Annotated in this window: 16 protein-coding genes and 2 pseudogenes; 8 read left to right on the top strand and 10 right to left on the bottom strand. The window is 37.0% G+C overall.

The genetic code is table 11. The features are described from left to right. Positions 1-124: 124 nt before the first annotated feature. Positions 125-1,942: a glycoside hydrolase family 2 protein gene (locus tag JCM15092_RS07485; protein WP_024994123.1), complete on the top strand. Its 1,818-nt coding sequence runs from the start codon at positions 125-127 to the stop codon at positions 1,940-1,942. A 592-nt stretch (positions 1,943-2,534) separates the two neighbouring features. Here the strand turns inward: JCM15092_RS07485 and JCM15092_RS07475 are convergent. The 3 genes from JCM15092_RS07475 to JCM15092_RS07465 all read right to left on the bottom strand — a co-directional run bounded on the left by JCM15092_RS07475 (position 2,535) and on the right by JCM15092_RS07465 (position 4,555). Continuing rightward, positions 2,535-3,497 (bottom strand): glycoside hydrolase family 43 protein, encoded by a 963-nt coding sequence (locus JCM15092_RS07475; RefSeq protein ID WP_024994122.1) that lies wholly within the window; start codon positions 3,495-3,497, stop codon positions 2,535-2,537. A gap of 59 nt (positions 3,498-3,556) precedes the next feature. Then, positions 3,557-3,958, bottom strand: coding sequence for an alpha-glucosidase domain-containing protein (locus JCM15092_RS07470; protein ID WP_024994121.1), 402 nt, complete (start codon positions 3,956-3,958; stop codon positions 3,557-3,559). Between the two features lie 246 nt (positions 3,959-4,204). Beyond that, positions 4,205-4,555, bottom strand: a complete 351-nt coding sequence (locus JCM15092_RS07465) for a DUF4890 domain-containing protein (protein ID WP_024994120.1) — start codon at positions 4,553-4,555, stop codon at positions 4,205-4,207. Between the two features lie 188 nt (positions 4,556-4,743). Here JCM15092_RS07465 and metA point away from each other — a divergent pair, with 188 nt between their 5' ends. The 3 genes from metA to JCM15092_RS07450 are packed head-to-tail and all read left to right on the top strand — an operon-like array spanning position 4,744 to position 8,439. Then, positions 4,744-5,661 carry a homoserine O-acetyltransferase MetA gene (metA, locus tag JCM15092_RS07460; protein ID WP_024994119.1) on the top strand — a complete coding sequence of 306 codons (918 nt, stop codon included), beginning with the start codon at positions 4,744-4,746 and terminating at the stop codon, positions 5,659-5,661. Then, positions 5,661-7,490 carry a peptidase U32 family protein gene (locus tag JCM15092_RS07455; RefSeq protein ID WP_024994118.1) on the top strand — a complete coding sequence of 610 codons (1,830 nt, stop codon included), beginning with the start codon at positions 5,661-5,663 and terminating at the stop codon, positions 7,488-7,490. The genes metA and JCM15092_RS07455 overlap by 1 nt, the downstream gene beginning before the upstream one ends. Next, entirely contained in the window at positions 7,477-8,439 is a 963-nt protein-coding gene (locus JCM15092_RS07450) for a hypothetical protein (RefSeq protein WP_024994117.1), read from the top strand. Before JCM15092_RS07455 ends, JCM15092_RS07450 begins: the two co-directional genes overlap by 14 nt. A 69-nt stretch (positions 8,440-8,508) precedes the next feature. On the opposite strand, the gene JCM15092_RS07445 is transcribed toward JCM15092_RS07450, so the two are convergent. After that, positions 8,509-9,870, bottom strand: a complete 1,362-nt coding sequence (locus JCM15092_RS07445) for a glycoside hydrolase family 43 protein (RefSeq protein WP_024994116.1) — start codon at positions 9,868-9,870, stop codon at positions 8,509-8,511. Between the two features lie 893 nt (positions 9,871-10,763). Between JCM15092_RS07445 and JCM15092_RS07435 the strand changes: the two genes are divergently transcribed. Beyond that, positions 10,764-11,900, top strand: a complete 1,137-nt coding sequence (locus JCM15092_RS07435) for a hypothetical protein (protein ID WP_024994114.1) — start codon at positions 10,764-10,766, stop codon at positions 11,898-11,900. A 212-nt stretch (positions 11,901-12,112) separates the two neighbouring features. Here the strand turns inward: JCM15092_RS07435 and JCM15092_RS07430 are convergent, their stop codons facing one another. The 6 genes and pseudogenes from JCM15092_RS07430 to radA all read right to left on the bottom strand — a co-directional run bounded on the left by JCM15092_RS07430 (position 12,113) and on the right by radA (position 20,776). Beyond that, positions 12,113-14,545, bottom strand: a complete 2,433-nt coding sequence (locus JCM15092_RS07430; protein ID WP_024994113.1) for a TonB-dependent receptor — start codon at positions 14,543-14,545, stop codon at positions 12,113-12,115. 74 nt (positions 14,546-14,619) lie between these two features. Beyond that, on the bottom strand, positions 14,620-15,219 hold the full coding sequence (locus tag JCM15092_RS07425; protein WP_034541736.1) for a response regulator transcription factor: 600 nt from the start codon (positions 15,217-15,219) through the stop codon (positions 14,620-14,622). Between the two features lie 7 nt (positions 15,220-15,226). Next, a complete protein-coding gene (locus JCM15092_RS07420; RefSeq protein ID WP_024994111.1) occupies positions 15,227-16,834 on the bottom strand; it encodes an NAD(P)/FAD-dependent oxidoreductase in 1,608 nt (535 codons plus the stop codon). Between the two features lie 11 nt (positions 16,835-16,845). Continuing rightward, positions 16,846-17,526: a hypothetical protein gene (locus JCM15092_RS07415; protein WP_024994110.1), complete on the bottom strand. Its 681-nt coding sequence runs from the start codon at positions 17,524-17,526 to the stop codon at positions 16,846-16,848. Then, a complete protein-coding gene (locus tag JCM15092_RS07410; protein ID WP_148296618.1) occupies positions 17,523-19,379 on the bottom strand; it encodes a WD40 repeat domain-containing protein in 1,857 nt (618 codons plus the stop codon). Before JCM15092_RS07410 ends, JCM15092_RS07415 begins: the two co-directional genes overlap by 4 nt. Positions 19,380-19,409: 30 nt before the next feature. Beyond that, positions 19,410-20,776 (bottom strand): annotated as a pseudogene (gene radA, locus JCM15092_RS15360) (DNA repair protein RadA). Between the two features lie 460 nt (positions 20,777-21,236). Here radA and thrA point away from each other — a divergent pair. From thrA to thrC, 3 genes and pseudogenes are all read left to right on the top strand, one after another. Then, positions 21,237-23,667, top strand: a pseudogene (gene thrA / locus JCM15092_RS15355) (bifunctional aspartate kinase/homoserine dehydrogenase I). A 5-nt stretch (positions 23,668-23,672) separates the two neighbouring features. Further along, positions 23,673-24,890 (top strand): cofactor-independent phosphoglycerate mutase, encoded by a 1,218-nt coding sequence (locus tag JCM15092_RS07395; RefSeq protein ID WP_024994108.1) that lies wholly within the window; start codon positions 23,673-23,675, stop codon positions 24,888-24,890. A 7-nt stretch (positions 24,891-24,897) separates the two neighbouring features. Further along, positions 24,898-26,202 (top strand): threonine synthase, encoded by a 1,305-nt coding sequence (gene thrC, locus JCM15092_RS07390; protein WP_024994107.1) that lies wholly within the window; start codon positions 24,898-24,900, stop codon positions 26,200-26,202. Positions 26,203-26,276: the final 74 nt, after the last annotated feature.

The following is a 26,276-nucleotide window of genomic DNA, read 5'->3' as shown; positions in this document are numbered from 1 at the left end:
TATTTACAAAGAAAGAAAAGGTACAATATTACTATTATTTGAATTATTTGTTTTCTGTCGTTTCTCTTCAAAAGAATAGCTTTGCGCAGCGGAAATCAACAATAAACACAAAAAATAATAATATATGAAGAATATCTTTTTGTTGATGTTTATTCTTATACTTACTCCTTTTAAGGTTGCTGCGCAATGGAAGCCGGCAGGTGATAAGATAAAGACGGAATGGGCATCAAAGGTTAATCCTGAGAATGTATTACCAGAATATCCACGTCCTATTATGGAGCGTAACGAGTGGCAAAACCTTAATGGGCTTTGGAAATATGCAGTCATTAATAAGGGTGACATAATTCCAAAGGTGATGAATGGAGATATATTGGTTCCATTTGCAATAGAGTCTTCTCTTTCTGGTGTAGCAAAAAGAGTAAACGAAAATCAGGAACTTATATATAAAAGATCTTTTTCTGTACCATCTAAATGGAAAGGAGAGAATATCTTGCTGCATTTTGGAGCTGTTGACTGGAAGGCTGATGTATGGGTGAATGGTATTAAGGTGGGTGTTCATACAGGTGGATTTACTCCTTTCTCTTTTGATATTACAAAAGCTTTGTCTTCGAAAGGGAACAATGAGTTGGTCGTTAAAGTTTGGGACCCTACAGATAAAGGGTATCAACCAAGAGGAAAGCAGGTTACTAACCCTAGTGGTATATGGTATACTCCTGTTACTGGTATATGGCAGACTGTATGGATGGAACCTGTTAATAAGAACCATATAGAGAATCTACACATCACTCCAGATATTGATAATAAGATATTGACTGTTGATGCTCAGATTGCAAATAATAGTTCTAATGCTTTGTTACAGGTCAGTGTATATGATGGAGATAAATTGATCGCCTCTAGTAAAAGCATCAATTCACAACCTGTAGAGATTGCAATGCCTGAACATATGAAGCTATGGAGTCCTGATTCTCCATTTTTATATACACTAAAAGTTTCTTTAATAAAAGACGGAAAGGTCGTTGACAATGTAAATAGCTATGCTGCAATGCGTAAGTATTCAACAAAACGTGATAATAGCGGCATTGTGCGTATGGAATTGAATAATAAGGCATTGTTCCAATATGGACCTTTGGATCAGGGATGGTGGCCTGATGGTTTGTATACAGCTCCTACCGATGATGCTTTGGTTTATGATATAAAGAAGACAAAAGACTTTGGATTTAATATGATCCGCAAGCATATTAAAGTTGAACCAGCTCGCTGGTACACTCATTGTGATAAACTTGGAATTATTGTATGGCAAGATATGCCAAGTGGCGATAAAAATCCTGAGTGGCAGATGCATAAGTATTTTGATGGTGTTGAAAGAAAGCGTTCTGCAGAATCAGAGGCTTGTTATAGAAAAGAGTGGAAAGAGATTATGGATTGTCTGTATTCTTATCCATGCATTGGAACATGGGTTCCTTTCAATGAGGCTTGGGGACAGTTCAAATGTCAAGAAATTGCAGAATGGACAAAACAGCACGATCCTACGCGTCTTGTAAATCCAGCAAGTGGCGGAAATCATTATCCTTGTGGTGATATCCTTGATATACACAAGTATCCTCATCCGGAATTGTTATTGTATGACGCAAATCGTGCAACTGTACTTGGAGAGTTTGGAGGTATAGGTCTCGTTCTAAAAAATCATCTTTGGGAGCCAAATAGAAATTGGGGATATGTACAGTTTAATAGCACCAAGGAAGCAACAGATGAATATGTTAAGTATGCAAATATGCTTTATGATTTAATAGGTAAAGGTTATTCTGCAGGTGTATATACACAGACAACAGATGTAGAGGTTGAGGTAAATGGATTAATGACATACGATAGGAAGGTAATAAAGTTGGATGAAAAAATTGTTAGGGAAATTAATTTTAAAGTTTGCAATTCGTTAAGTAAATAGTTCTTCATTCTTTAGGTATCAAAGTATAGTTTTTTAGAGAACTTCAAGTTTATCTTGAAGTTCTTTTTTATAGTATAACTCTAGTTTTGTCATTAACGATATTGAATCATTATGCGAAAAACAATTGCTCACTCCTTAACTTTGGTGATTTAACAAATTCTATTTCTTCTTGATTAATAATATAATCTTTGCTTCATTCAAATAAAAAAACAGGATCAATTATTTTCATTGTTCAACCGATCATGATTCATTGATTAACCAATCATGATCTATTCATAAACCGATCACGACAGATTTTGAGACACGGATAATAGATCGGTCTCATGTACAGAAACAGATGCAGGAGGCATTGCAGGATCTCAGAGTACAATATCGTTGGTGTGCGATAGAAGATGAAAATAATAAAATAAAGAAGGCAAGAAAAGAAAAGGGAAAATACGTAGCAGAAACTTTTAAGTATTAAGTCTATGGAAATGAAGTGAAATTAAAGAGTTTCGATTTGGGAACTCTTATGCCTAAATCAATATGGAATAATTAAACTATGTTTGCAGATAAAGGGCATGAGATAAATAATAACTCATGCCCATATTGTTTATTTAGAAAGTAAAGTGGGAGTCTCATACTTGTCACTGGTTCTCATTCTGTCTGTTCCATTTACTTTTTCGAATGAATAGGTTCCTATATGTAGTACTCGTGGATGTATTTTATCTATAGAATTATGTGAGTGGAATACTATCCTTTTATTCCCTTGCTTGTCATTGAATAGAGAGTGGTGCCCTACACCTACGAGTCCTTTAGGAGACTGTAATATTGGGTTTTCATTGTATTTTGTCCATTCTCCCATAATTGATTTAGCAGTACAGCATCCTACGCCATATTCAGGACTTTGATAATTATTTGCTGAATATGTCATATAATAGACATTGTTGTGCTTTATAACAAACGGTCCTTCTGTTACTCTTGGCCAGATTTTTTCCCAGCTCTGAGAAACAGATATGCAGTGATGCATTGTCTCTTTTTTCATAGTACATAGGTCCTTTTCCATTTCAGCTACCCATATATTGTTACCATCATTGAATCTTACGAAGAAGAGGTATGGTGTTCCATCATCATCAATAAAAAGAGAGTTATCAATACTCTTCTCCTCTTCAAGAATAGGTTTCTTAATTTCTTGCTTAAATGGTCCCAATGGTGAATCGGATGTTGCCACACATATATGCTCATTGGCAGAATAATACATATAATATTTATTGTCTATGTGATATACCTCTGGAGCCCAGAACCATCTGTCACCCCACACATCTTGTTTATTCAGAGCCAATCCCTTCTTTTCCCATTCTTTCAGGTCGTCTGATGTATATACAATAATTCCATTGTCAGCACTTGTACCATAAGCATAATATCTATCTCCATCGCATAGAATATATGGATCGCCAAGCAGTAGAGGAGCTTCTATAGTCTTTTTTACTACTGGTGAATCTTGATTTGAAGCATTACATGAATACCCAATGCTTGTAAAGGCAAGTATCATGAATAATAAAGTTATTCTTTTCATTTTTGTATATTTTATTTTTCTATTTCACCTGTATACATTCAGTACCAAAATATGATTTATTAATTACTCCCATATGTACCTTTAAGATTATATTTCTGTTTCATTCCAGGTTTCCATGTGAAAGCAGGAGTAACACCTTTTGCAGATATAATCTGACAGTTCTCCGCGGTAAAAGCACCACTATTCTTTTTATAGCGTAGCTTCATTTTTGCTGTTGATAGCTCAATCCATTTTCCTTCTTTAAGTTTATAATTTACTTTTGGATAATCACGCTTAATAGCAAGAAATGAATTTTTGTTTACAAATTCACCATTAGGGGCATATTCTATGCGAATTGTGCCATCTGTAATGACTGTAAATCTTACGTGCTCATCTTGATATGCAACATTTGCTGATTTTTGTTGAGCATTTAAAGAAAAACAGGTGAATAACAAAATAAAAAAGAGGAAATAGTTTTTCATTTATTTCTGTTTATTAGATTAATAATAGTTCATATTACAAAGTAAATCATTAAATATATGTTATTATGAATTATTGTGTCATAGTCTGAAATAATTGTGGCAATAATATTATTCTGGAGCCAGCCTCTGTATTGCTTGATAATATTTATAGGCAATAGGCTTATAAAAAAGGAAAGCAAATGAGATTTATTCCCAAATGCTTTCCTCAAACTCTAATTATATTAAATGTATAAATACAAAAGTTCTTTACTGATTTTGGCTATTTCCGTCTGGACGGTTATTATGTCTTTGAAACATTTCTTGGTATTTTTTGTACTGTTCTTCTGTAAGTATGTTCTTTATTTTTTCATTCATTTCATCTCTTCTTTTTTTCATCTCTTCTCTGGAAGGGCGTTCGTTTTCAGAAATCTTTCCAGGTCTCATATCTTCCATGATTTTCTTGAAATCTTTTGCCTGGTTATCATCAAGGCCGAGCTCTTTGATAATCTGTTCTGTTCTTTGAGACATATTCATTCTTTGAGGCCTTTGCTCCTGAGCTGAAACTGTTACAAAACCCATTATTAGGGCTGTTGCAATAAATAGTAGATACTTTTTCATTTTTTTGTTATTTAGTTATTATATTTTTTTGATTATAAAAAGTCTGTTAGGTTTAATCTTAAACTGTTTTTTTTATATTTTTCATATAAAACAGATATGATTGAAACAAATAATTAAAATGAGGATGATAGATTAATAATATATTTGTTTTTTAGTAAATTTGTGATTTAATAAAAAATGATATTGATATGCCACTAAACCTACCGGATAGACTTCCTGCAATTGAACTTCTTAAGAAAGAGAACATCTTTGTCATAGACAGTTCAAGAGCTGAAACTCAAGATATTCGTCCATTGAGGATTATTGTTCTCAATCTTATGCCTTTAAAGATAACTACCGAGACAGATCTTGTACGTCTGCTATCGAATACACCTCTTCAGATAGAGCTCTCTTTCATGAAACTCAAAAGTCATACATCAAAGAATACTCCTATCGAACATATGAAGGCATTTTATAAGGATTTTGACTTGATGAAAGGGGAGAAATATGACGGCATGATTATAACTGGAGCTCCAGTGGAGCAGCTGGATTATGAAGAGGTAACATATTGGCCGGAGGTGACTATGATATTCGATTGGGCACGTACTCATGTAACATCAACTCTATATATCTGCTGGGCTGCTCAGGCAGGACTTTACCATTTCTACGGTATCCCAAAATATAGCTTGGATAAGAAGATGTTTGGTGTATTCAAACATAACCTTCATAACTCACAACTCTCTATCTTCCGTGGCTTCGATGATGAATTTTATGTTCCTCATAGCCGTCATACAGAGATAAGAAGAGAGGATATCCTTAAAGTAAAGGAGTTGGAACTTCTTTCTGAGTCCGATGACTCGGGTGTTTATATGGTTATGGCAAGAAAAGGTAGAGAGTTTTTCATAACAGGACATTCTGAATACTCACCTAACACTCTTGATACAGAGTATAAGCGTGACCTCAGTAAAGGCCTTGATATTGAGATGCCAAAAAACTACTACAAAGATGATGATCCTAATAGTGAGCCATTAGTAAGATGGCGTGCTCATGCTAATCTGCTTTTTGCAAACTGGCTGAACTACTATGTATATCAGGAGACTCCATTTGATATAAATAAGATTGAGTAATGAAGAGTCCTAGATCTATTGAACTTTTAGCTCCGGCAAAGAATCTGGAGTGTGCTATGGCTGCTATTGATCATGGTGCCGATGCCGTTTATATAGGTGCATCTCGTTTCAGTGCGCGTGCGGCGGCAGGTAACACATTGGAAGACCTTGAGGAGCTTGTAAAATATGCCCATCTTTATAACGTTCGTATTTATGTAGCTTTGAATACTATTCTGAAAGATGAGGAGCTCAAAGATACCGAGGAACTTATATGGAAACTTTATAAGATAGGAGTTGATGCTCTTATCGTACAGGATATGGGTATCCTTAAACTGAATATTCCGCCTATACCACTTCATGCAAGTACTCAGGTCGACAATCGAGATGTTGAGAAGGCTATTTTTATGAAAGAGGTTGGCTTCCGTCAGATTGTGCTGGCTCGTGAACTCTCTATTGAGGAGATAAGGAAGATTCATGAAGCAGTTCCCGATACCTCGCTCGAGGTGTTCATACACGGAGCTCTATGTGTAAGTTATAGCGGTCAATGCTACATAAGTCAGGCATGTTTCAACAGGAGTGCCAACAGAGGAGAGTGTGCACAGTTTTGCCGTCTCTCTTTCGATATAATCGATTCAGAAGGAAAGTTTATAACAAAGAATAAACATCTTCTATCACTTAAAGATGTGAACCATAGCAATAATCTTGAGGAGATTATTGATGCAGGTGCATCATCACTAAAGATTGAAGGCAGACTGAAGGATGTGGCTTACGTTAAGAATGTTACAGCCTATTACCGACAGAAACTTGACAGTATAATAAAGCGTCGTCCGGACCTGAAACGTGCTTCGTCAGGAAAAGAGAAATATAACTTTGTACCACAGTTGGACAAGAGTTTCAGCAGAGGTTCTACTGACTACTTTCTTCATGGACGTAGCAGCGATATATTCTCTTTCGATACTCCTAAATCGTTAGGCGAGGAGATGGGATATGTAAAAGAGATTCGTGGCAACTACTTCACTGTAGCAGGAGTAAAATCTTTCAATAATGGTGATGGTCTTTGCTACATTGATGGTAATGGTAAGTTGCAGGGATTCAGAGTAAATAGGGTAGATGAGAACAGGTTATATCCACAGGAGATGCCTTCTTTCAAACCTAAGACAGTTCTATTCCGTAACTTTGACCAGGAATTTGATAAGATAATGCAACATAAATCTTCAGAGAGGAAGATTTATGTCAATATAGAGTTGGCTGAGACACCATCAGGTTTCTCTCTTACTATACGTGATGAAGATAGAAATATGGCATGCATAGCAGTAGAGAGAGAGAGAGTTGAGGCACATACTCCGCAAAATGATAATATCAGAAATCAGCTCTCAAAGCTTGGCAACACACCTTTCCTTGCACAGGATGTAAGAATTGACCTTGATGGTAACTGGTTCATTCCATCTTCTGAACTTTCTGAGATAAGAAGAAAGGCTGTTGAGGAATTGTTGATGGTGATAAAGATTAACTACTTCCAGGAGATAGCTGTGTTGGAGAACAAGAATGTTCCTTTCCCAAAGAAGGAACTTACTTACCTTGGTAATGTTATGAATGAGAATGCCTTTTCATTCTACAGAGATCATGGAGTAGAGAAGATTGCTCCTGCATTTGAGAAGAAGGAGGAGAAGGGTGTTGCCCTTATGTTCTGTAAACATTGCCTGAGATATAGCATGGGTTGGTGTCCTGTTCATCAGAAACAGAAATCTCCATATAAAGAGCCATACTCATTAATCAGTTCCGATGGGAAAAAGTTTCGTCTTGAGTTCGACTGTAAAAGATGCCAGATGAAGGTCTATGCAGAAAATTAAGTATATATTGCCTATTATAATATTGATGACTACACTTATCAGTTGTCATTATTCTCATCCTGTCTTACCTAAAGAGGCTCAGACAGAGAAGAGTGCCGACTCAATAAATCATCTCATACATAAGCATTATACTCTTAATACTAATTTTGAGGTAACATCAGATACTCTCATGCTTCAGCAGCTACCACTTATTGATGTCATACCTGTTTATAAGGGTGATAAGGTTGTTGTTGCCGAGTTCATGATTCAGCCTGCCGACAGTGTTGACTCTGTATGGGTAAAGGTTGCCCGTGACCAGGATGCAATAGGGTGGGTAAGAGAGAATGATCTCTTACGCAAGGTTGTTCCTCTTGATTCAGTCTCTCAGTTCATACATTTCTTCAGCAATACACATACAATAATATTCCTTGTTATTTTAGCTTTTTTCGGTGTGGCTTATTCCTTAAGGGCTGTAAAGAAAAAGAGAATACAGCTGGCATGGTTTAATGATATTGAGAGCTTTTTCCCTGCTCTTCTATCATTCCTCATTGCATCAGCTGCAACAATTTATGTCAGTATTCAGAATTTTGTACCGGAGACCTGGCAGCAGTTCTATTATAATCCATCTCTTAATCCATTTGAACTGCCATTTATCATCTCTCTCTTTATGATAAATTTCTGGATGATAATACTTGTAGGTATTGCTACTTTAGAGGATATCATTCATCAGACACGTATTGAGACTATATTTTTCTATATGCTGGGATTGATGTCATATTGTATACTTCTCTATCTCTTCTTCAGCGTTGCAACATACCTTTATATTGGATATATATGTCTGCCAATTTATGGGTGGTGGTCGTATACAAGGTTAAAGAAGAGTTCCAAGTTCCAATATACATGTGGAAACTGTGGAGCGAAGATGAAATCAAAAGGAGTATGCTCACATTGCGGAGCAATTAATGAATAAGGGAATGGCTATAATTTCAGATAAGCACTGAAGATTATAGCCATTTTTATTTGGTATTATCTATATCTATTATTCTGAGAATGACCAATAGTCAAATCTGAACAATTCGTATGGTGTGCCACCTTTGAATATCAGATAGAGATCGTGCACCCCTTTGCTGCTTTTAACAGCTGTACTCAACTCTTTCCATTGATTCCAATCACCTATATATGGAATGTTTAGTGTACCGATAAGTTCTCCCTCTTTAGAATCTAACCTTAGTTCAATCTTTCCACCGAAATATCTGCTCGATACTGAGGCGGTAAATTTAGATGCACCTTTTTCTCCGAACTGCACATCTTTTACCTTTATATAATCACCATCGTGTATTGAACCTATAAATACGCCAACCTTACTATCATCTACACTCTTCAACCCTTCAGACCAAGCTATAGTCTCTGCTTCAGTACGTTTATATGGGTTAAGAGTGCCTACTCCTTTTGATATACCTTTAGTCATCTTCATTTGTGGAATAGTACCATCTGCATTATAGTTGAATTGTTCCACACAAACAGAACGACAGAAACTATGTCCTCCCGGAAGTGAATCATTATGGTAGAAGAAGTATGAGTTGCCCTTATAATCTATAATTCCAGGATGGTTGGTGCTGCTTCCTCCCTCTAATGGCATTACTATGCCACCTGCCTTCCATGGACCTTCTGCTCTCTTTGCAGTAGAATAATGTATAGACTCCGGAAATTCCGCTGCATATATCATGTAGTATAGATTTTTGCGCTTATAAATCCATGGAGCCTCTGTGTATTTGCCATAGAATGCTGTCTTGTCTTTAATGTCGTAAGCTTTTATGTCTCCGTCAAGTGAAATCATATCCTTATTAAGCTTTGCCTGATAACAAGCTCCATTTCCCCAGCAAAGATAAGCCTGGTCTTTATCATCTATAAAAACAGTAGGATCAAGGTCATCCCAAGAGTGTTTTGCTTGCAGTGTCATGTTATTTGTTACTAAGCCACGTCCAATTGCATCATCAAATGGTCCGTATGGAGAGTTGCCTACTGCAACACCGATTGAAGATCCGGGACTTACTCTATTCTGAGAAGAGATATACCAATAGAATTTTCCATTGCGTTGAATACATTGTGCTGCACTGGCATCACCTGCCGACCATTTGAAAGCACTTATTTTCAAAGGGGCACCACAGTCGGTCCAGTTAACCATGTCGGTTGTTGTATATAGACGATATTCCCTCATAAGATATCCACCTTTAGGAGAAGCATTGTCTTCATCGCATCCTACATATAGAAATAGTGTATCATTTATTACCATAGGAGCAGGATCGGCCGTATACCTTGTCTGAATTATTGGGTTCTGTGCTTGCATAGATGCACTCATTCCCAATGTGAGTGCCATCATAATTAATTTGTTTAAACTCATCTTTATATTTTTATTATCTAATTATTATCTTATTATTTTAGAATGGTGTAAGAGAATGTATGGAAGCTATAGTCGAAGTCTAACTGGATATAGTGTGTATACTTCTGTATGATACCCTTCAGGCATCTTTAACCCTTCAGAAAATCTGCTCTTTATCAGCTCAGCATAGAGAGCGCCGTTGTCTGCTTGGTTAATTTCTCCAGAGGAAATGCCATACATATAAGGAACAGCATATTTTTCAAGTAAGTTAATAAAAATTTGTTCTTGCGGTGTGGATTTGTTACCGTAAGAACTAAAGAACAGTGTAGATACCCTTAGGCATAAAAGTGTCTTTCTCATGTAAAATCTTAGATTTATATTAATATTAGTAATTGTCCTTCTGTCGTACCTGTATTTTTAAGTGTGTGAAAATATGGTCTCTATCATTAGGCATATCACTAAATAAAATAATCTAGGATGTTTAAAATAAATAATCTTTGATTGTTTATTAAATTAAAGATGCTTCTTTTTAATATAATTTACAATATGTCATTATAAATGATTTATCACTTAACAGTTGTAAACTATATAAACTTCACTGAAGAGTGAATACTCTACAGATTTGGAGTATATAATTCACAGTTGTGGAACGTGAAATTGATTATGATATGCAATAAAAGTTTCTCAATTCTACAACAATGTGAGTATTATATATACTCGGACAAGAAAAGCCCCTTTACAATTATGTGTATAATCCGTATGGTATCTTTGTTTAAAATTAGAATGTCATCTCTGATTACAAAATCTACTCTATGTGGTAGATTATATTTGCTCATTATTTCTTTAATTTGTATCGGATACTTTCTATAGGATTTATAGAAAAAATAAATATTATATAGTAAACACAAAAAACAATGCACTTAACACATCCATCATATATTCAGGCAGACAATCTAAGCTTCAAGCAAAGCCTCAAAGTAATGAGTAATCACGACTATCTTTTATATTCATCACTTTGGATGTGGTGGAAAAAGACAACGTCTTTTTGGGGATTGCCACTTCTCATCGTTTGTATATTAATTTATCTCTCTTTTTTCTTTGCACATTATGTAAATGGACATTATACAGATACATTTCTATTTACAACAGCTATAGCAGTTTCATTCGTTCCAATTATGTTCACTCTTCCATTTTTTTTGGCATTGTCATATTATTTTTCCTTCATAGCTCCTAAAGTTGTAACCAAAAGAATAAAGAAGCTTCTGGATAACGATATACCGGATGCAACAAATATTATTTGTTATTCACCGACAAGCTACACTTTTGAAAGAAATGGAATTGAATATGAGTTGACTTATACAAATCTTCCTGAAAAAAGCCAAAATGGTAATGTGAAGAAAGAGCATGCATGTTTCATTATTTGTGTATATTATGCGCCTAAACCAAGCACTCGCTTATTGTGGTTCGATGAAAACGCTTACATTAGAGATGAATTCATTAGTGCATTTAAAGTCTATTGCAATGGAAAAGAGGCATGTCGACATTTGGAATTACAGGACTATGCTATGTTTGCTGTCTTTGATGCAAAGGAGCATAAGGCAACAAATGATGTAACCAGATCTTTAGACGAAATGGAATATCTTCTGTCAAAATTTAGCCTGTTGCCATTAATCAAAAGCTGGTCATACATGCAACGTGCTATCAATACATGGCTGAAGGGAATTGACAGTTCGGCACCTGAAGGCATTGCTGCAATTAATATCAGAGTTCTCAAGACCGAATGCGGCTATGGATTTTATATTTCTGGTGCCCGTCATTCTGATAATATGAATTATGGTTGGACATGTAATAAAGACTTTATACCGGAGAATGATTGTTTGGAAATTAATACAGGAGAGTTATCTGCTAATGATCAGAAATACTTCCAACAAATGACAGCCAAATTTATAGAGAACTATATAAACAAATATTCTATTGAAAGCACATCTCTATTTCATGGCATGATTGTTACACTCAACCATGGTGATTATAATATGGTTAGGATAAAATAAATATAAATGGCTTTTTATTATCATTAAATCACATTCCAAAAATAGTGCCTTGGTTTATGACCGTTATAAATGAAAAGAACCTTTGGGAAAATTCTTTATGCATTAGTCAGCAAAAAAAAGAGAACAGATGTGTAGGCATATATTCTCTGAGAAAAAAATACAATCCGAAATTTCTTCGGATTGTATTATATAGTAAAAAAGGCTTATATAGATTAGAAATGATATTTCAAATCAACACCGAATTGTATTGGTTTGTTATATTGCTCGAATCCTCTGTTCATGCTTTCAAAGTAGAAAGTTGTATATTTCTTGTCAGTAAGATTTCTTCCCCAGAAGTCAACTTTCAGGTTCTTGAATCCTAATGATAAGTATCCGTTTAGTGAGCCTACGAAATCCTGGCTCTGGTCATTGCTCTCACTCCAATAGATATTACCTGCTCCTGTATAGTTCGCACCTATAGTGATGTTCTTAAGTGCGTTGTCGTTTAAGAAGAATGTGTAATCACCTCCTATAGCAAGAGTGTGCTTAGGAACGAATGGAACATAGTTGCCAGTATAGTCTATCTCAACTCCGGCTCTGTTTATGCCACCATCATATTTTCTGAATGTAGAGTATGTGTAACCATAGTTCACATTAAAGTTGAGGCTCTTTGTTATTGCTGCTATAAAAGCTGCCTCAGCACCGATACTGCGACTCTTTCCTGCATTGACCATTATTCTTCCGAGGCCACTCTCAACGAATTTTACAATCTGCTGATCGTGTGTGTTCATAAGGAATGCAGCAACATCAGCTTTAACCTTTCCATTGAACAGGTCAAAGTGTGAACCTACCTCAAAGTTCCAGCTATATTCAGGTTTGTATAGTGTTGTGCCCTTAACATCTATCTCTTTTGCAGCGGGTACATTAGTATTGATCATGTTCTGAACAACTGGTACCATGTTAGCTGGCAGACCTTGAATATTTGGAACTCCATTAACAATTGCTCCAGTCATAGCTGTTTGCATTTCCTTTTGTATAAGGTCGGAGAACATCTGTATGTTGTAGCCTCCTGAGCGATAACCTTTTGTTACACTGGCGTAGATATTTGAACTCTTTGATAAATCATATTTCAAAGCAAATTTAGGTAGTAACTGCCAGTAGTCTGTTCCTGTCTTTCCTGCAATACGTGGAGCAGCATTAAGATTCTTCATAGGGAATTTCATTGTAGGGCTTACCTCAACGTTGAAATCAAAATCTATAGAACTTGATGCATCATATCTCATCCACTGTTTTTCATATTCCAGACGTAGCCCTGCTGTGAAAGAGAGTCCTTCGACGAAGATATCATTGAAAGTAGACTGATGGAATAGTGCTGTGCTCAATGATGGAGTGCTGAAATCATTGTTCATCATAAGAGTGTTGTTAAGCACGTCCATAGTCATCTTTGGAGCACGTGGGTTACTAGCCTTAATCATTGAGAAGACGCGATTCATGTTATCTTCGATAAGGCTTGACACCCCTTCTTCCATAAATCCTACCGGACTTGATGTCTTTAGCGATTGATAGAATGCAGAAGCTCCATTAACCCATTGCCAGCGACGGTTGTTCTTGCTTTTGAATGTAATCTCTTCTGTGAGGCTATTCAACTTCTGTCTCTGCTCCAGAGTGTAGATGTTCATAGGCAAAAAGTCCTGATCCATAAACATACGGTCGCTAAGATTCTGGTAACCTGTAACAGCATTGAAGATAAACTTGTCTGATTGTATCTCGAAGTTAAGACCTGTATTGAGAAGACCTCTTCTATAGGTACAATCCTGGTTATAGCTTATTTTACCTTCATAATCTTTATATTGCTCGTTTGCCTGTTCATAACCTTTGACAGGACCTGAATAGAAGTATGGATATCCACCTTCATCGCTATAGTCGTATGATATAGAGAAATCCAATTTCATATTATCTTTTGGAAGCCATATAGCGCGTGCTCTTCCTCCTCCGGCTTCTAATTTATCAATTTTCTTGCCTGTATATGAGTTACGGAAGAAACCGTCGGAACCCTCATAATATCCACCTACGGAGAAGGCAAATCTGTCACTAACTCTGTGATAGTGGCTAAGAGAAGCTGTACGACTGTTATTCTTTGTAGCATATCCAAGTTTTACGTCAGTTCCATTGTATGTGAAAGGAGAGCGTGTATTGACTTTGACAAGTCCACCCATTGTGTTACGTCCGTATAGTGTACCTTGAGGACCACGTAGGATATCAATACGCTCAATATCATAGAAATTAAAATCGAAAGCAGATTTGTCGAGGTATGGTATGTTATCAACATATAGTCCAATAGCTGGAGTATTCATTCTTGAACCGATACCGCGAATATATATTGCAGATGTAAGTTTCGAGCCGTAATCAGGCATGTAGAAGTTTGGCGATAAAACACTGGCATCTTTCAAAGATGTCACATGATGTGCTTGCATTTGTTTTTGTGAGATAAGTGAGACGCTTGAAGGAAGTTCTCTCAACTTTCCGGTCTCTTTTGGTGAGGCAATCACTACCACCTCTTCGATGTCTACAGCTTTTGTTGTGTCTGCAGGGTTGATGTATTTATCCTCCGCAAACATTGATGTAGATGCAGCAAAGAGTAATACAGGAATAAATCTGTTCTTCATTTATAGTCATTTTTATTTGAGCTGCAAAATAACTATATCATTTAAATATATGCAATCCTAATTAATGAGGATATTTAGATACTGTCTGCTTCAATATAGCCATTCATTATAGCATAAACAGTAAGTGATGAAACCGATTTTAAGCCAAGTTTTTCAGTAATATTTTTCCTGTGTGATATAACAGTGGTAAGGCTAATGTTCAGTTTATCAGCTATTTCCTTGTTGATGAGTCCTTTTGTTATCAGCACAAGTACCTCTATCTCTCTTGGAGATAGGTCCAATGAATCTTTCTCATGAACAGGATGATTCTGATTAGGTATAGTTTCGTTACTATGCCCATATTTTTGGAGTGAGAGTAAGCTCTTTATCAATTGTTTCTCATTCTGGTTAATATTCATTGTAGGAACACCTTTTAACTGAGGCAGGTTCTCTCCGTTAGCCAGAACTATTGCTTTAGGAAAACGCTCAAGGAAGAATGATGTATGTTCAAAATAGATCTGTGATGAAACAAAATAGTGAGCATACATGTCGGGTGTGTCACATATGAACTTGTCGAATGTGCTGAATACTCGTATTGTTGCAGATGGTATAATCTCTTCGAGTATTGTCTGCAGGCCTATACACGACAGTGTATTTCTATCAATTATGGCCATTTCGGGTGAAATGTTATGCATATATTAATTATTGTTTGTTTCCTAGATAATCAGCAAGAGCTTCTGCACATCTCTCTCCATCAATACCGGCAGATACAATACCTCCTGCATATCCGGCACCTTCACCGCAAGGGAAGAGTCCGGTAATCTTAATATGTTGAAGAGTCTCATTGTCTCTTAATATCCTTACTGGAGAAGATGTTCTCGATTCTACTCCAATCATAACAGCATCATTTGTAAGAAATCCGTTTGACATTTTTCCGAACTGTATGAAGCCTTTGCTTAGTCGTTCACTTATGAACTTAGGCATCCAAAAGTGTAGAGGTGAAGAGACCAATCCGGGAGAATATGATGATGGTGGCAAGTCGTAACTCAACTTCTTCTTTGTAAAGTCTAACATTCGTTGCGCCGGGGCTGTCTGTCGCATATTTCCCTGAATCCAACAAGCTCTTTCCAAAGCCTCCTGGAAATACATCATGGCAAGTGGAGATTCTGAATCAAACTCCTCCTCAGAGTTATGACTTATTATCTCTTTAATGCTATCATCATTCAAGTCTTCAGGACGTATCTCGACAACCATGCCTGAATTACTCCATTTCCCATTACGGTGACTTGGACTCATTCCATTTACAACAATCTGATGAGATCCGCTTGCTGCAGGAACAACAACTCCGCCGGGGCACATGCAGAAGCTATATACGCCACGTCCGTCAACCTGAGTGACAAAGCTATATTCTGCTGCGGGAAGATATTTGCCTCTTCCATTTCTATTATGGTACTGTATCTGGTCGATAAGCATTGATGGGTGTTCAAGACGTACACCTACTGCAATACCTTTAGCTTCAATATCTACATTGTTATCATGGAGCCATCTGTAAACATCACGAGCAGAGTGTCCTGTAGCCAATATCACAGGTCCCATAAATCTCTCTCCGTTATTTGTTTCGATACCTTTTACGGTGCCGTTCTCAATAATGAGCGAATCCATGCGAGTTTGGAAATGCACTTCACCACCAACATTTAGTATGGTGTTTCTCATCTCTTCTATAACTCTGGGGAGTTTGTCGGTTCCAATATGAGGGTGTGCATCAACAAGTATATTTGTGTTGGCTCCATGTTGACAGAATACATTCAGAATTTTATCAACATTGCCTCTCTTCTTGCTTCTTGTATATAGTTTTCCATCAGAGTAAGCGCCAGCACCACCTTCACCAAAGCTGTAATTACTTTCCGAATCAACCTTATGCTCACGGCTTATGTTGGCTATATCATTTTTACGTTCTCTTACGTTCTTTCCTCTTTCTACAACTATAGGTTTTATTCCCAGCTCTATAAGTCTGAGCGCTGCAAAGAGTCCGCCAGGACCTGCACCTACTACTATAGCCTGTTGCTTGTTATGTACATCAGGGTATATGGTATGAGCATATTCATCATCTTTAGGTTGTTCATTAATATACAATCTAACCGTTAGATTGATAAATATTGTTCTTTGACGAGCGTCTATACTCCTTTTAAGGATGCGTAAAGCTTTTATGGTACGTATGTCTATCCCTTTTTCACGACTCACATATTCTTTAACCACATCTTCATTTACACTCTTATCGGGTGAGACTCTGAGTTGGAATTCCTGTATCATAACCAGTTATATTATTTCTGCAAAGTTACAACAAAATCTAAACTTATCCTAAGTCCATCCCAATCTGCATTAACTGTTGTTTTATTTCCATTATAATTTAGTTTAGGTTTTATAGGCGACCATTGATATCCTGCATGTAACTGCAGATACATCTTGTTTATCTGATATCTTGCTACCAATGCCGGCTCAACGAAAAGATTAATGCCTTTCAGATTAGCCTCATCTTTCTTTGACTGTTCAGAAGCAGTAAGGTATAAAGAGCTCTTCATATTCACATTGTTGAATATTGCACCTGGAGCCATCTCTGCAAAGAGAGAGAGTTTGTCTGCCTTTGTTAATCTGTAACGATAGAATAGGGCAGTTTTATATCCTTTAGCACGAATCTGATATTTGTACTCTCCGGAATAGTCCTCAACAGCTCTTTGTCCGCCTGTGTTTTGGTATCCTAAGTTTATACCGAATGACGAATGTCCTTTCATAAATCCTGCATGTATACCATGTGTAAAGTAACCCGGGAAATTATTTGTTGTTTTTAATCCATCTACCGTATTGTCTTTACTTAGTAGAGATTTCAAATCTGCCATGTTGAATGTGCCATATCCTAAATTATACTCTACGAAGAACTGTGCTTTTGCTGATTGGGATACGAATATTCCAATTACCACAAAGAGCATTATTATTTTGCTTTTCATTTTATTAAGTAGTTTTTGATATTCATAATCAATCCGTAATCTGATACTAAATAGTTGTTCATAAGTAGTGCTCTGCTATTGTTTGGTAGCTGGAATAGTATTGCTCCGTCTTGTGAAGATATAACATATATTCTGTCTTGAGCTGATGCCAGTATGTATCCACTTACAGGGTCGCAGCAAGATGCACCAGTTGTTGCAGGCAGAGCAAATTCTCTTACTGTATTTCCAGTTGTAACATCGACTACATATATCTTTTCATCTCTATCTATCATTGCCTCGTTGTTGTTTTGAGGGTTGAATATGAAGAAATTGCCTGCTCGTTCATTATTCAGAGATTTAATTTCCTTTACCTCATAGTTATCGAGTTTCACCATATAAGGGTCATTATCCTCTTCATAAAACATAGTCTTACCATCGCTAGAGATAGTAGGGTATGCTGCGCCATATTTTGTGTTGAGAGAAAAACTTTTCTCCTTTACTCCGGTATACAGATTGCATGCTATACCTTTCATATTACCATTCTGCTCTGAAAAATATACCAATTTGTTATCATTGGTCATATACATCAAATGTTGTCTGCCTAATCCATTATACTTCATATCATTAGCCTCAATGTGACACACCTCATTCATTGATTTGCCATTTAGTATATAGATGTTTGTATTATCGTTTACTCCATCATTATCTACTCTTATTGCAACCAACTCATTTGTCGGAGATGAGCACAAATCGGTTATATAGCTGCTATTAAAATCTTTTGTTGCGATAAGTTTATAATCCGGAAGCTGATAGCTAATGAGTTTGTTTGAATATTGCACATATACTACATTCTCTTTTTTGTTCCATGTGAATTTTGACCATGGCTCACCAATCTGTTTTGCGTAATATGGGAATTTACTATATCTAGAAAAGATATTCTTGTTGGGCTCATCATAAGCCTGAATCTGTACAAGCACTTCAAAAAAAGAGCTCCATATATTCTCTGTTATAGGGGGAGTGGCAAATGTAATATATCTTTCCTCTTCCTGAGGCATATATTTCTTACCATCTTTGGTTATTACCGCTTTGCATCTGTATGGAGTATCCCAATTAATCAATATGTTACCATCGCTGTTTATTGTTGAATAGGTGGTAATTTTGTTCTCCATCTTCAACGTTCCCATTGGCCATACTATTTCGGAGCTGCTATTCTCCTTTTCAAAAAGAGCTACCAGAGAATATTCACATTTTTCACCTACATATAGTCTGTCGATATAGCTTGTCTGATCAGGAGCAATTGTAATATTTCTGTAGCCATCAATATTATCATTACTGTACCAAAGCCTGTAACCTTTCAAAACAAGGTGATTTGTCATTGGCTTCATCCAGGTCAACTTAAGATATTTGTCATTGGTAATTGATTGTGAGATAAGTTCAGGAGTTTCTATGGAGTAGTCGACAATAACAGGCCATGACATCTTCCCGTAATAAAATTCCTGATCAAATTGGTCGGCTATGCTTCCTGTATTAGTCTTTACATACATTTCACACTCCAAAGTATAATTTCCTGCTGGAATTTCATCTTGAAGGATATTAATAACACCCTCACTAGCTTTCACTTCCCATTTTTTACTGCCTAATGTAAATATGGCAGCAGAGACATTCTTGTCCAATGCTGATAGTGAGAATGCTATATCACTATTCCCGTTTATTAATATTGTTTGCCCATTTGTTATGACATTAAGGTCAATAGACATAGGAATGCTCTCTTGATGTGGTATCTCTACATGATAGCTATCATCGAATGGCATATCACATGAAGAGACAAAAAGGAGCAATAAATAAACTAAAAGATAGTTTACGTATTTTATCATAATATTTTTTGTTTTGTTGTTTTATAATTCTTATCCGAAAAGTATTCTGAAAGCCTCTTCGACTTTTTTTACAGGGGTAATCTCAATTTTAATGTTTTTAGTATCAAGACCTTGCAGGTTATGCTTTGGTATAAGAATCTGTTTGAAGCCCAGTTTCTGTGCTTCTCCAATTCTCTGTTCTATACGATTTACCGGTCGTATCTCACCGCTAAGCCCTACTTCTCCTGCCATACAAAGACCTGACTCAATATCACTATCCATATTGCTTGAAAGTATGGCACTGATGACTGACAGGTCTATTGCCGGATCATTAACTTTAAGCCCTCCTGCTATATTCAGGAAGACATCTTTTTGTGCCAGTTTAAATCCGACCCTCTTCTCAAGTACAGCCAGTAGCATATTCATACGTCGTAAGTCAAATCCTGTAGAAGAACGTTGAGGCATTCCATAAGCGGCTGTGCTCACAAGTGCCTGGGTTTCGATAAGGAATGGTCGTATTCCCTCAACAGCACATGCTATTGAGACTCCGCTCATTCCTTCGTGATCCTGACTGAGCAGTAACTCGGAAGGATTACTAACCTGTCGCAATCCATCTTGTCGCATCTCATAAATACCGAGTTCAGAAGTACTGCCAAAGCGGTTCTTTATGCTTCTAAGTATACGGTACATATAGTGCTGGTCTCCTTCAAACTGTATGACCGTGTCTACAATATGTTCCAAGACTTTTGGTCCGGCAATTGTTCCCTCCTTATTAATATGGCCGATAAGTATTACGGGGATGTTGCTCTCTTTGGCAAATTTCAGTATTGATGCCGAGCACTCCCTTATCTGTACTATACTTCCTGGCGAAGAGTCTATTCCTTCAGTTGAAATAGTCTGTATAGAGTCTATCACCACAATGTCTGGCGATGTATTCTTTATATGTGTAAAAATCTCCTCCATAGATGTCTCACATACTATCATGCAATCGCTGGAGTTATGTTTTATTCTGTCGGCACGGAGCTTGAGTTGCTGTGCACTCTCTTCTCCGGAGACATATAATACTTTCTTGTCGGGTAGGCGTAGTACAGTCTGCAATATGAGGGTAGATTTACCTATTCCAGGTTCTCCTCCAAGTAGGACCAATGAGCCGGGAACTAATCCACCTCCTAATACTCTGTTCAGTTCATCATCACGCATGTCAATTCTTCTCTCTTCACCACCGATAATATCGGATAGTATCATAGGTTTTGATTTCATGCCATTTGAACCTGAGATAGCTTGTTTGACGGCAGATTCCTTTCTGACAACCTGCTCAACATAGCTGTTCCAAGCTCCACACGATGGACATTTACCTACCATTTGGGAGAATCTTGTCCGCAATTGGTACAGACGTAAACTACTTTCTCTTTTGCCATTCTCTCTATATGTTAATGAAAATGTTATTTTCTTTCTCACAAAAGTAGCTATAATTGATTTATAATAACATTATAAAATAGGAACTTGTAAAAAAAATATAGGTTAATCCTATAATTATACAATATATCATGTAAAATGAATAAAGCATGACATTTTTATCGCAAAAAAAACTGAATTGTGATAGTTTGTATAAAATAGTTTTTATATTTGCATTGTTCTATCAAAAAGAACATATTTTAATGACAATATATTATCTATTTACAACCACAACAATTAGTATGTGGAACATGGCAACTACAATGTCCACATCAACTACAATGACCCTTAGGGGTTAATGATAATATTTTGTGTTTCTACGTGATACACGCTTGCAGGTACAAGCAATAAGCAATTTTTATTTTTTTAATCTATTATGGTGAAGGCCTTTTATCCTTTCCATGATATAAATATTCTAATTACATGAAAGTAATGAAATTTGGCGGAACATCCGTAGGTTCCGTAAATAGTATTTTGAGTGTCAAAGAGATTGTTGAAGCAGTAAAAGAACCTGTTATAGTTGTTGTTTCTGCACTTGGCGGAATAACAGACAAGCTTATTAGCACTTCCTTGATGGCATCAAAGGGAGATAAGAATTACGAGAAAGAGTATGCATATATTGTAGGACTTCATATATCAATGATTGATGAGATTATCAAAGATAAAGAGGTAAAAGATGATCTGCTTGTAAAGATTAATACCCTCCTAAGTGAACTAAGAGATATTTATCAGGGAATATATCTTATCAGAGACCTCTCTCCAAAAACATCAGATACTATAGTAAGCTATGGTGAGAGACTATCTTCTTTGATTGTTACATCATTGATAGACCAGGCTGTTTTGTTCGATTCAAGAGTATTTATAAAGACAGAAAATAAGCACTCTAAACATATCCTTGATTCAGAGTTGACAAATAAACTTGTAAAAAATACTTTTTTAGAATTGCCTAAGGTATCTGTAGTACCTGGATTCATTGCTACTGACAAGAAGAGCGGAGAGATTACTAATCTAGGAAGAGGTGGTTCCGACTATACTGCTTCAATAATTGCAGCAGCACTTAATGCAGACTCACTTGAAATATGGACTGATGTGGATGGATTTATGACTGCCGATCCAAAGGTAATCAGTACAGCATATACAATAAACGAACTTAGTTATGTGGAGGCTATGGAGCTTTGTAACTTCGGTGCAAAGGTTGTTTATCCTCCAACAATATATCCTGTGTTCCACAAGAACATTCCTGTTCTTATAAAGAACACTTTTAATCCTAAGGGAAACGGAACTATAATAAAGAGTCAGATCAATGATCAAAATAAAGCGATCAAAGGAATTTCATCTATCAATAATACAAGCCTGATAACTGTTACCGGACTTGGTATGGTTGGAGTCATCGGTGTAAACTACCGAATTTTCAAGACTCTAGCTCAAAACGGTATCAGTGTGTTCCTTGTATCTCAAGCCTCTTCAGAAAACAGTACATCTATTGGTGTTCGTAATGAAGATGCAGCTTTAGCATGCATGGTGTTGAATCAGGAGTTTGCTAAAGAGATTGAGATGGGTGAGATAAGCCTGTTGATGCAGAGATGAATCTTGCTACTATAGCTATAGTAGGTGAAAACATGAAACATACTCCGGGTATTGCAGGAAAACTGTTCGGCACATTGGTAGAAATGGTGTTAGTGTTATTGCATGCGCTCAAGGTGCTTCCGAGACAAATATCTCATTTGTTGTGGAGTCAAAATCATTGAGAAAATCTCTTAATGTAATACACGACTCATTCTTCCTTTCTGAATATCAGGTACTGAATCTGTTCATCTGTGGACATGGTACTGTGGGAGGAAGATTGATTGAGCAGATAAAGAGTCAGCAGGAGAAGCTTATAAAAGAGCGTAACCTTAAGCTTAAAGTCGTAGGTATAGCCGACAGACGTAAAGCTCTCTTTACTCGTGAAGGAATAGATTTATCAAACTATAAGGAAGAACTCGCAGAGAAAGGTATGAAGTCATCTTTACAGGTGCTTCACGATGAGATTATAGGGATGAATATATTCAACTCTGTATTTGTAGACTGTACTGCTAGTGGGGATGTGTGTTCGCTTTATAAAGGTTTTTTAAATCACAATATCTCTGTTGTTGCAGCAAATAAGATAGCAGCTTCTTCAGAGTATGAAGTGTATCGTGAACTAAAGGATATAGCCCGTCATCGTGGAGTTAAATTCCTTTTCGAGACTAATGTAGGTGCAGGCCTTCCTATTATTAATACAATAAACGACCTTATCAACAGTGGTGATAAAATTATTAAGATAGAGGCGGTACTTAGTGGAACACTTAACTATATATTCAATAAGATCAGTGCTGATGTTCCATTCAGCCGTACTATAAAGATGGCGCAGGAGGAGAGATACTCGGAACCTGATCCAAGAATCGACTTAAGTGGAAAGGATGTTATACGTAAACTTGTAATCCTTGCACGTGAAGCCGGTTATAAATTGGAGCAAAGCGACGTGGAAAAACATCTCTTTGTGCCAAATGAATTCTTCGAAGGCTCTTTGGATGACTTCTGGAAGAATGTTCCATCTCTTGATGCTGACTTTGAGTCAAGACGTAAGAGATTGGAAAATGAGAACAAACGATGGAGATTCGTTGCACGTCTTGAAAATGGAAAAGCAAGTGTACAGTTGGAAGAGGTTGGGAACTCTCATCCTTTCTACGGACTTGAAGGAAGTAATAACATTATTCTTCTTACAACAGAGAGATACAATGAATATCCAATGATGATACAGGGATACGGTGCAGGAGCAAGTGTTACTGCAGCAGGAGTATTCGCTGATATAATGAGCATTGCTAATATTTGATGATTATGAAACATATCATTATTCTTGGTGACGGTATGGCCGATTGGCCTGAAGAATCTATACAAAACAAAACTCTATTGCAGTACTCTTCTACACCCAACATGGATATGTTGGCAAAGATGGGAAGAGTAGGGCGACTTGTTACTGTAGCTTCTGGATTCCATCCTGGAAGTGAGGTGGCAAATATGTCGGTTATGGGGTACAATCTTCCTAAAGTTTATGAGGGAAGAGGACCTTTGGAAGCAGCAAGCATTGGCGTTGAATTGGGAGATGATGATATGGCTATGCGCTGTAACATAATATGTATTGAGGGTGAAATACTAAAAAATCACTCTGCAGGACATATTTCAACCGAAGAGGCTGATATGCTTGTGAAATACCTGGAGGAGAAGTTGGGCAATGATATTGTTCATTTCTATACAGGGGTTCAGTACAGACATCTGCTGGTTATAAAGGGAGGAAACAAGAATATTGATTGCACACCTCCTCATGATGTGCCATTAAAACCTTTCCGTCCGCTGATGGTTAAAGCACTCACACCTGATGCACAGCCAACAGCCGACTTGATTAATTATCTTATCATTAAGTCGCAGGAACTTCTTGCCAATCATCCTATAAATCTAAAACGTATAGCTGAGGGAAAAGATCCTGCTAACAGTATATGGCCATGGAGCCCGGGATACCGTCCGCAGATGGAAGAACTCTCTGAGAAATATCCAACTATAAAGAGCGGATCGGTAATATCTGCTGTAGACTTGATAAATGGGATAGGCTACTATGCAGGCTTGAGACGTATAAATGTTGAGGGGGCTACCGGTCTTTTTGATACAAACTATGAAAATAAGGTTAAAGCAGCCTTGGAAGCTCTGAAAAAAGATGATTTTGTCTATCTTCATATCGAGGCAAGTGATGAGGCCGGACATGAGGGTAATCTCAAATTAAAGCAACTTACAATAGAGAACCTTGATAAGAGAGCTGTAGGACCAATTTATAATGCAGTGAAAGATTGGGATGAACCGGTTGCAATAGCTATATTACCTGATCATCCAACTCCATGTAAGTTGCGTACACATACTGATGAGCCTGTGCCATTCCTGATATATTATCCGGGTATTGAACCTGATGAGGTGGAGACTTTCGATGAGATAGCTGCTGTTGAAGGTAGTTATGGAGTGATGAAGGAGGATGAATTTATGAACGAGTTTATGTCTACTGATAAATAATTATATTATGAAATATTACAGTACAAATAAAAAAGCACCTTATGCAACACTTGAAGAGGCTGTTGTAAATGGCCTGGCTTCAGATAAAGGTCTGTACATGCCTGAAAAGATAAACAAATTGCCAAAAGAATTCTTTGACAATATAGATAAACTCTCTTTTCAGGAAATAGCATACAAGGTAGCCGATGCATTCTTTGGAGAGGATGTTCCTGCCGATGTTCTAAAAGGAATAGTTTATGACACACTAAGTTTTGATATACCTGCCGTAAAGGTTAAGGACAACATATATTCTCTGGAGCTATTCCATGGACCTACTCTTGCATTCAAAGATGTAGGTGGACGATTCATGGCAAGATTACTTGGTTACTTTATTCATAAAGAGGGCGAGGAAAAGGTGAATGTACTTGTTGCCACTTCGGGTGATACAGGTAGTGCTGTTGCAAATGGTTTCCTTGGAGTAGATGGTATTCATGTATATGTGCTATATCCTAAAGGTAAGGTTAGCGAGATACAGGAGAAGCAGTTTACAACATTAGGAAAGAACATAACAGCAATAGAGGTGGATGGTACTTTTGATGATTGTCAGGCTCTTGTGAAGAATGCCTTCATGGACAAGGAACTTAATGAGCATATGAAGCTTACATCTGCAAATTCAATAAATGTTGCCCGCTTCCTGCCACAGGCATTTTACTACTTCTATGCTTATGCACAGATGAAGAAGATTGGTAAGGCTGATAATCTTGTAGTATGTGTTCCAAGTGGTAACTTCGGTAATATTACTGCTGGTCTCTTCGGAAAGAAGATGGGATTGCCTATCAAGAGATTCATAGCAGCCAACAATAAGAATGATATTTTCTATAACTATCTCAAGAGTGGTGAGTATAAGCCACGTCCTTCTGTCTCTACAATAGCAAATGCTATGGATGTTGGTGATCCAAGCAACTTTGCACGTGTACTCGACCTGTATGGATGTAGCCACGATGAGATATGTAAGGATATTGAAGGAGTGACCTACTCGGATGAACAGATAAGTGACATTGTATCTACAGCATATACCGAGACAGGATACCTTCTCGATCCTCATGGCGCTTGCGGATATCGTGCTCTCTCTGAAAGCTTAAAGAAAGGCGAGACCGGAGTATTCCTTGAAACGGCTCATCCTGCTAAATTCTTAAATACTGTTCAGGGTATAATAAGGGAGGAGATAGCAATACCTAAGAAACTTCAGGAGTTTATGAAGGGAACAAAGCAGAGCGTCCAGATGGATAAAAGCTTCGACTCATTCAAGAAATATCTGATGAACATTGATTAGCTATCTGTCTTAGAATCAATAAAAGGAAGAATCACTATAGTTGTCATAAAACAGCTTTAGTGATTCTTTTTTTA

The organism is Phocaeicola paurosaccharolyticus JCM 15092, assembly GCF_000613805.1.
Lineage (GTDB): Bacteria > Bacteroidota > Bacteroidia > Bacteroidales > Bacteroidaceae > Phocaeicola > Phocaeicola paurosaccharolyticus.
The sequence above is the reverse complement of the archived record's forward strand: the minus strand, read 5'-3'. Positions and strand labels throughout refer to the sequence as shown.

Excerpts from the sequence above, each read along its gene's own strand:
- JCM15092_RS07485 (WP_024994123.1), top strand. The coding sequence starts at position 125 with ATGAAGAATATCTTTTTGTTGATGTTTATTCTTATACTTACTCCTTTT.
- JCM15092_RS07475 (WP_024994122.1), bottom strand. The coding sequence starts at position 3,497 with ATGAAAAGAATAACTTTATTATTCATGATACTTGCCTTTACAAGCATT.
- JCM15092_RS07470 (WP_024994121.1), bottom strand. The coding sequence starts at position 3,958 with ATGAAAAACTATTTCCTCTTTTTTATTTTGTTATTCACCTGTTTTTCT.
- JCM15092_RS07465 (WP_024994120.1), bottom strand. The coding sequence starts at position 4,555 with ATGAAAAAGTATCTACTATTTATTGCAACAGCCCTAATAATGGGTTTT.
- metA (WP_024994119.1), top strand. The coding sequence starts at position 4,744 with ATGCCACTAAACCTACCGGATAGACTTCCTGCAATTGAACTTCTTAAG.
- JCM15092_RS07455 (WP_024994118.1), top strand. The coding sequence starts at position 5,661 with ATGAAGAGTCCTAGATCTATTGAACTTTTAGCTCCGGCAAAGAATCTG.
- JCM15092_RS07450 (WP_024994117.1), top strand. The coding sequence starts at position 7,477 with ATGCAGAAAATTAAGTATATATTGCCTATTATAATATTGATGACTACA.
- JCM15092_RS07445 (WP_024994116.1), bottom strand. The coding sequence starts at position 9,870 with ATGAGTTTAAACAAATTAATTATGATGGCACTCACATTGGGAATGAGT.
- JCM15092_RS07435 (WP_024994114.1), top strand. The coding sequence starts at position 10,764 with ATGCACTTAACACATCCATCATATATTCAGGCAGACAATCTAAGCTTC.
- JCM15092_RS07430 (WP_024994113.1), bottom strand. The coding sequence starts at position 14,545 with ATGAAGAACAGATTTATTCCTGTATTACTCTTTGCTGCATCTACATCA.
- JCM15092_RS07425 (WP_034541736.1), bottom strand. The coding sequence starts at position 15,219 with ATGCATAACATTTCACCCGAAATGGCCATAATTGATAGAAATACACTG.
- JCM15092_RS07420 (WP_024994111.1), bottom strand. The coding sequence starts at position 16,834 with ATGATACAGGAATTCCAACTCAGAGTCTCACCCGATAAGAGTGTAAAT.
- JCM15092_RS07415 (WP_024994110.1), bottom strand. The coding sequence starts at position 17,526 with ATGAAAAGCAAAATAATAATGCTCTTTGTGGTAATTGGAATATTCGTA.
- JCM15092_RS07410 (WP_148296618.1), bottom strand. The coding sequence starts at position 19,379 with ATGATAAAATACGTAAACTATCTTTTAGTTTATTTATTGCTCCTTTTT.
- JCM15092_RS07395 (WP_024994108.1), top strand. The coding sequence starts at position 23,673 with ATGAAACATATCATTATTCTTGGTGACGGTATGGCCGATTGGCCTGAA.
- thrC (WP_024994107.1), top strand. The coding sequence starts at position 24,898 with ATGAAATATTACAGTACAAATAAAAAAGCACCTTATGCAACACTTGAA.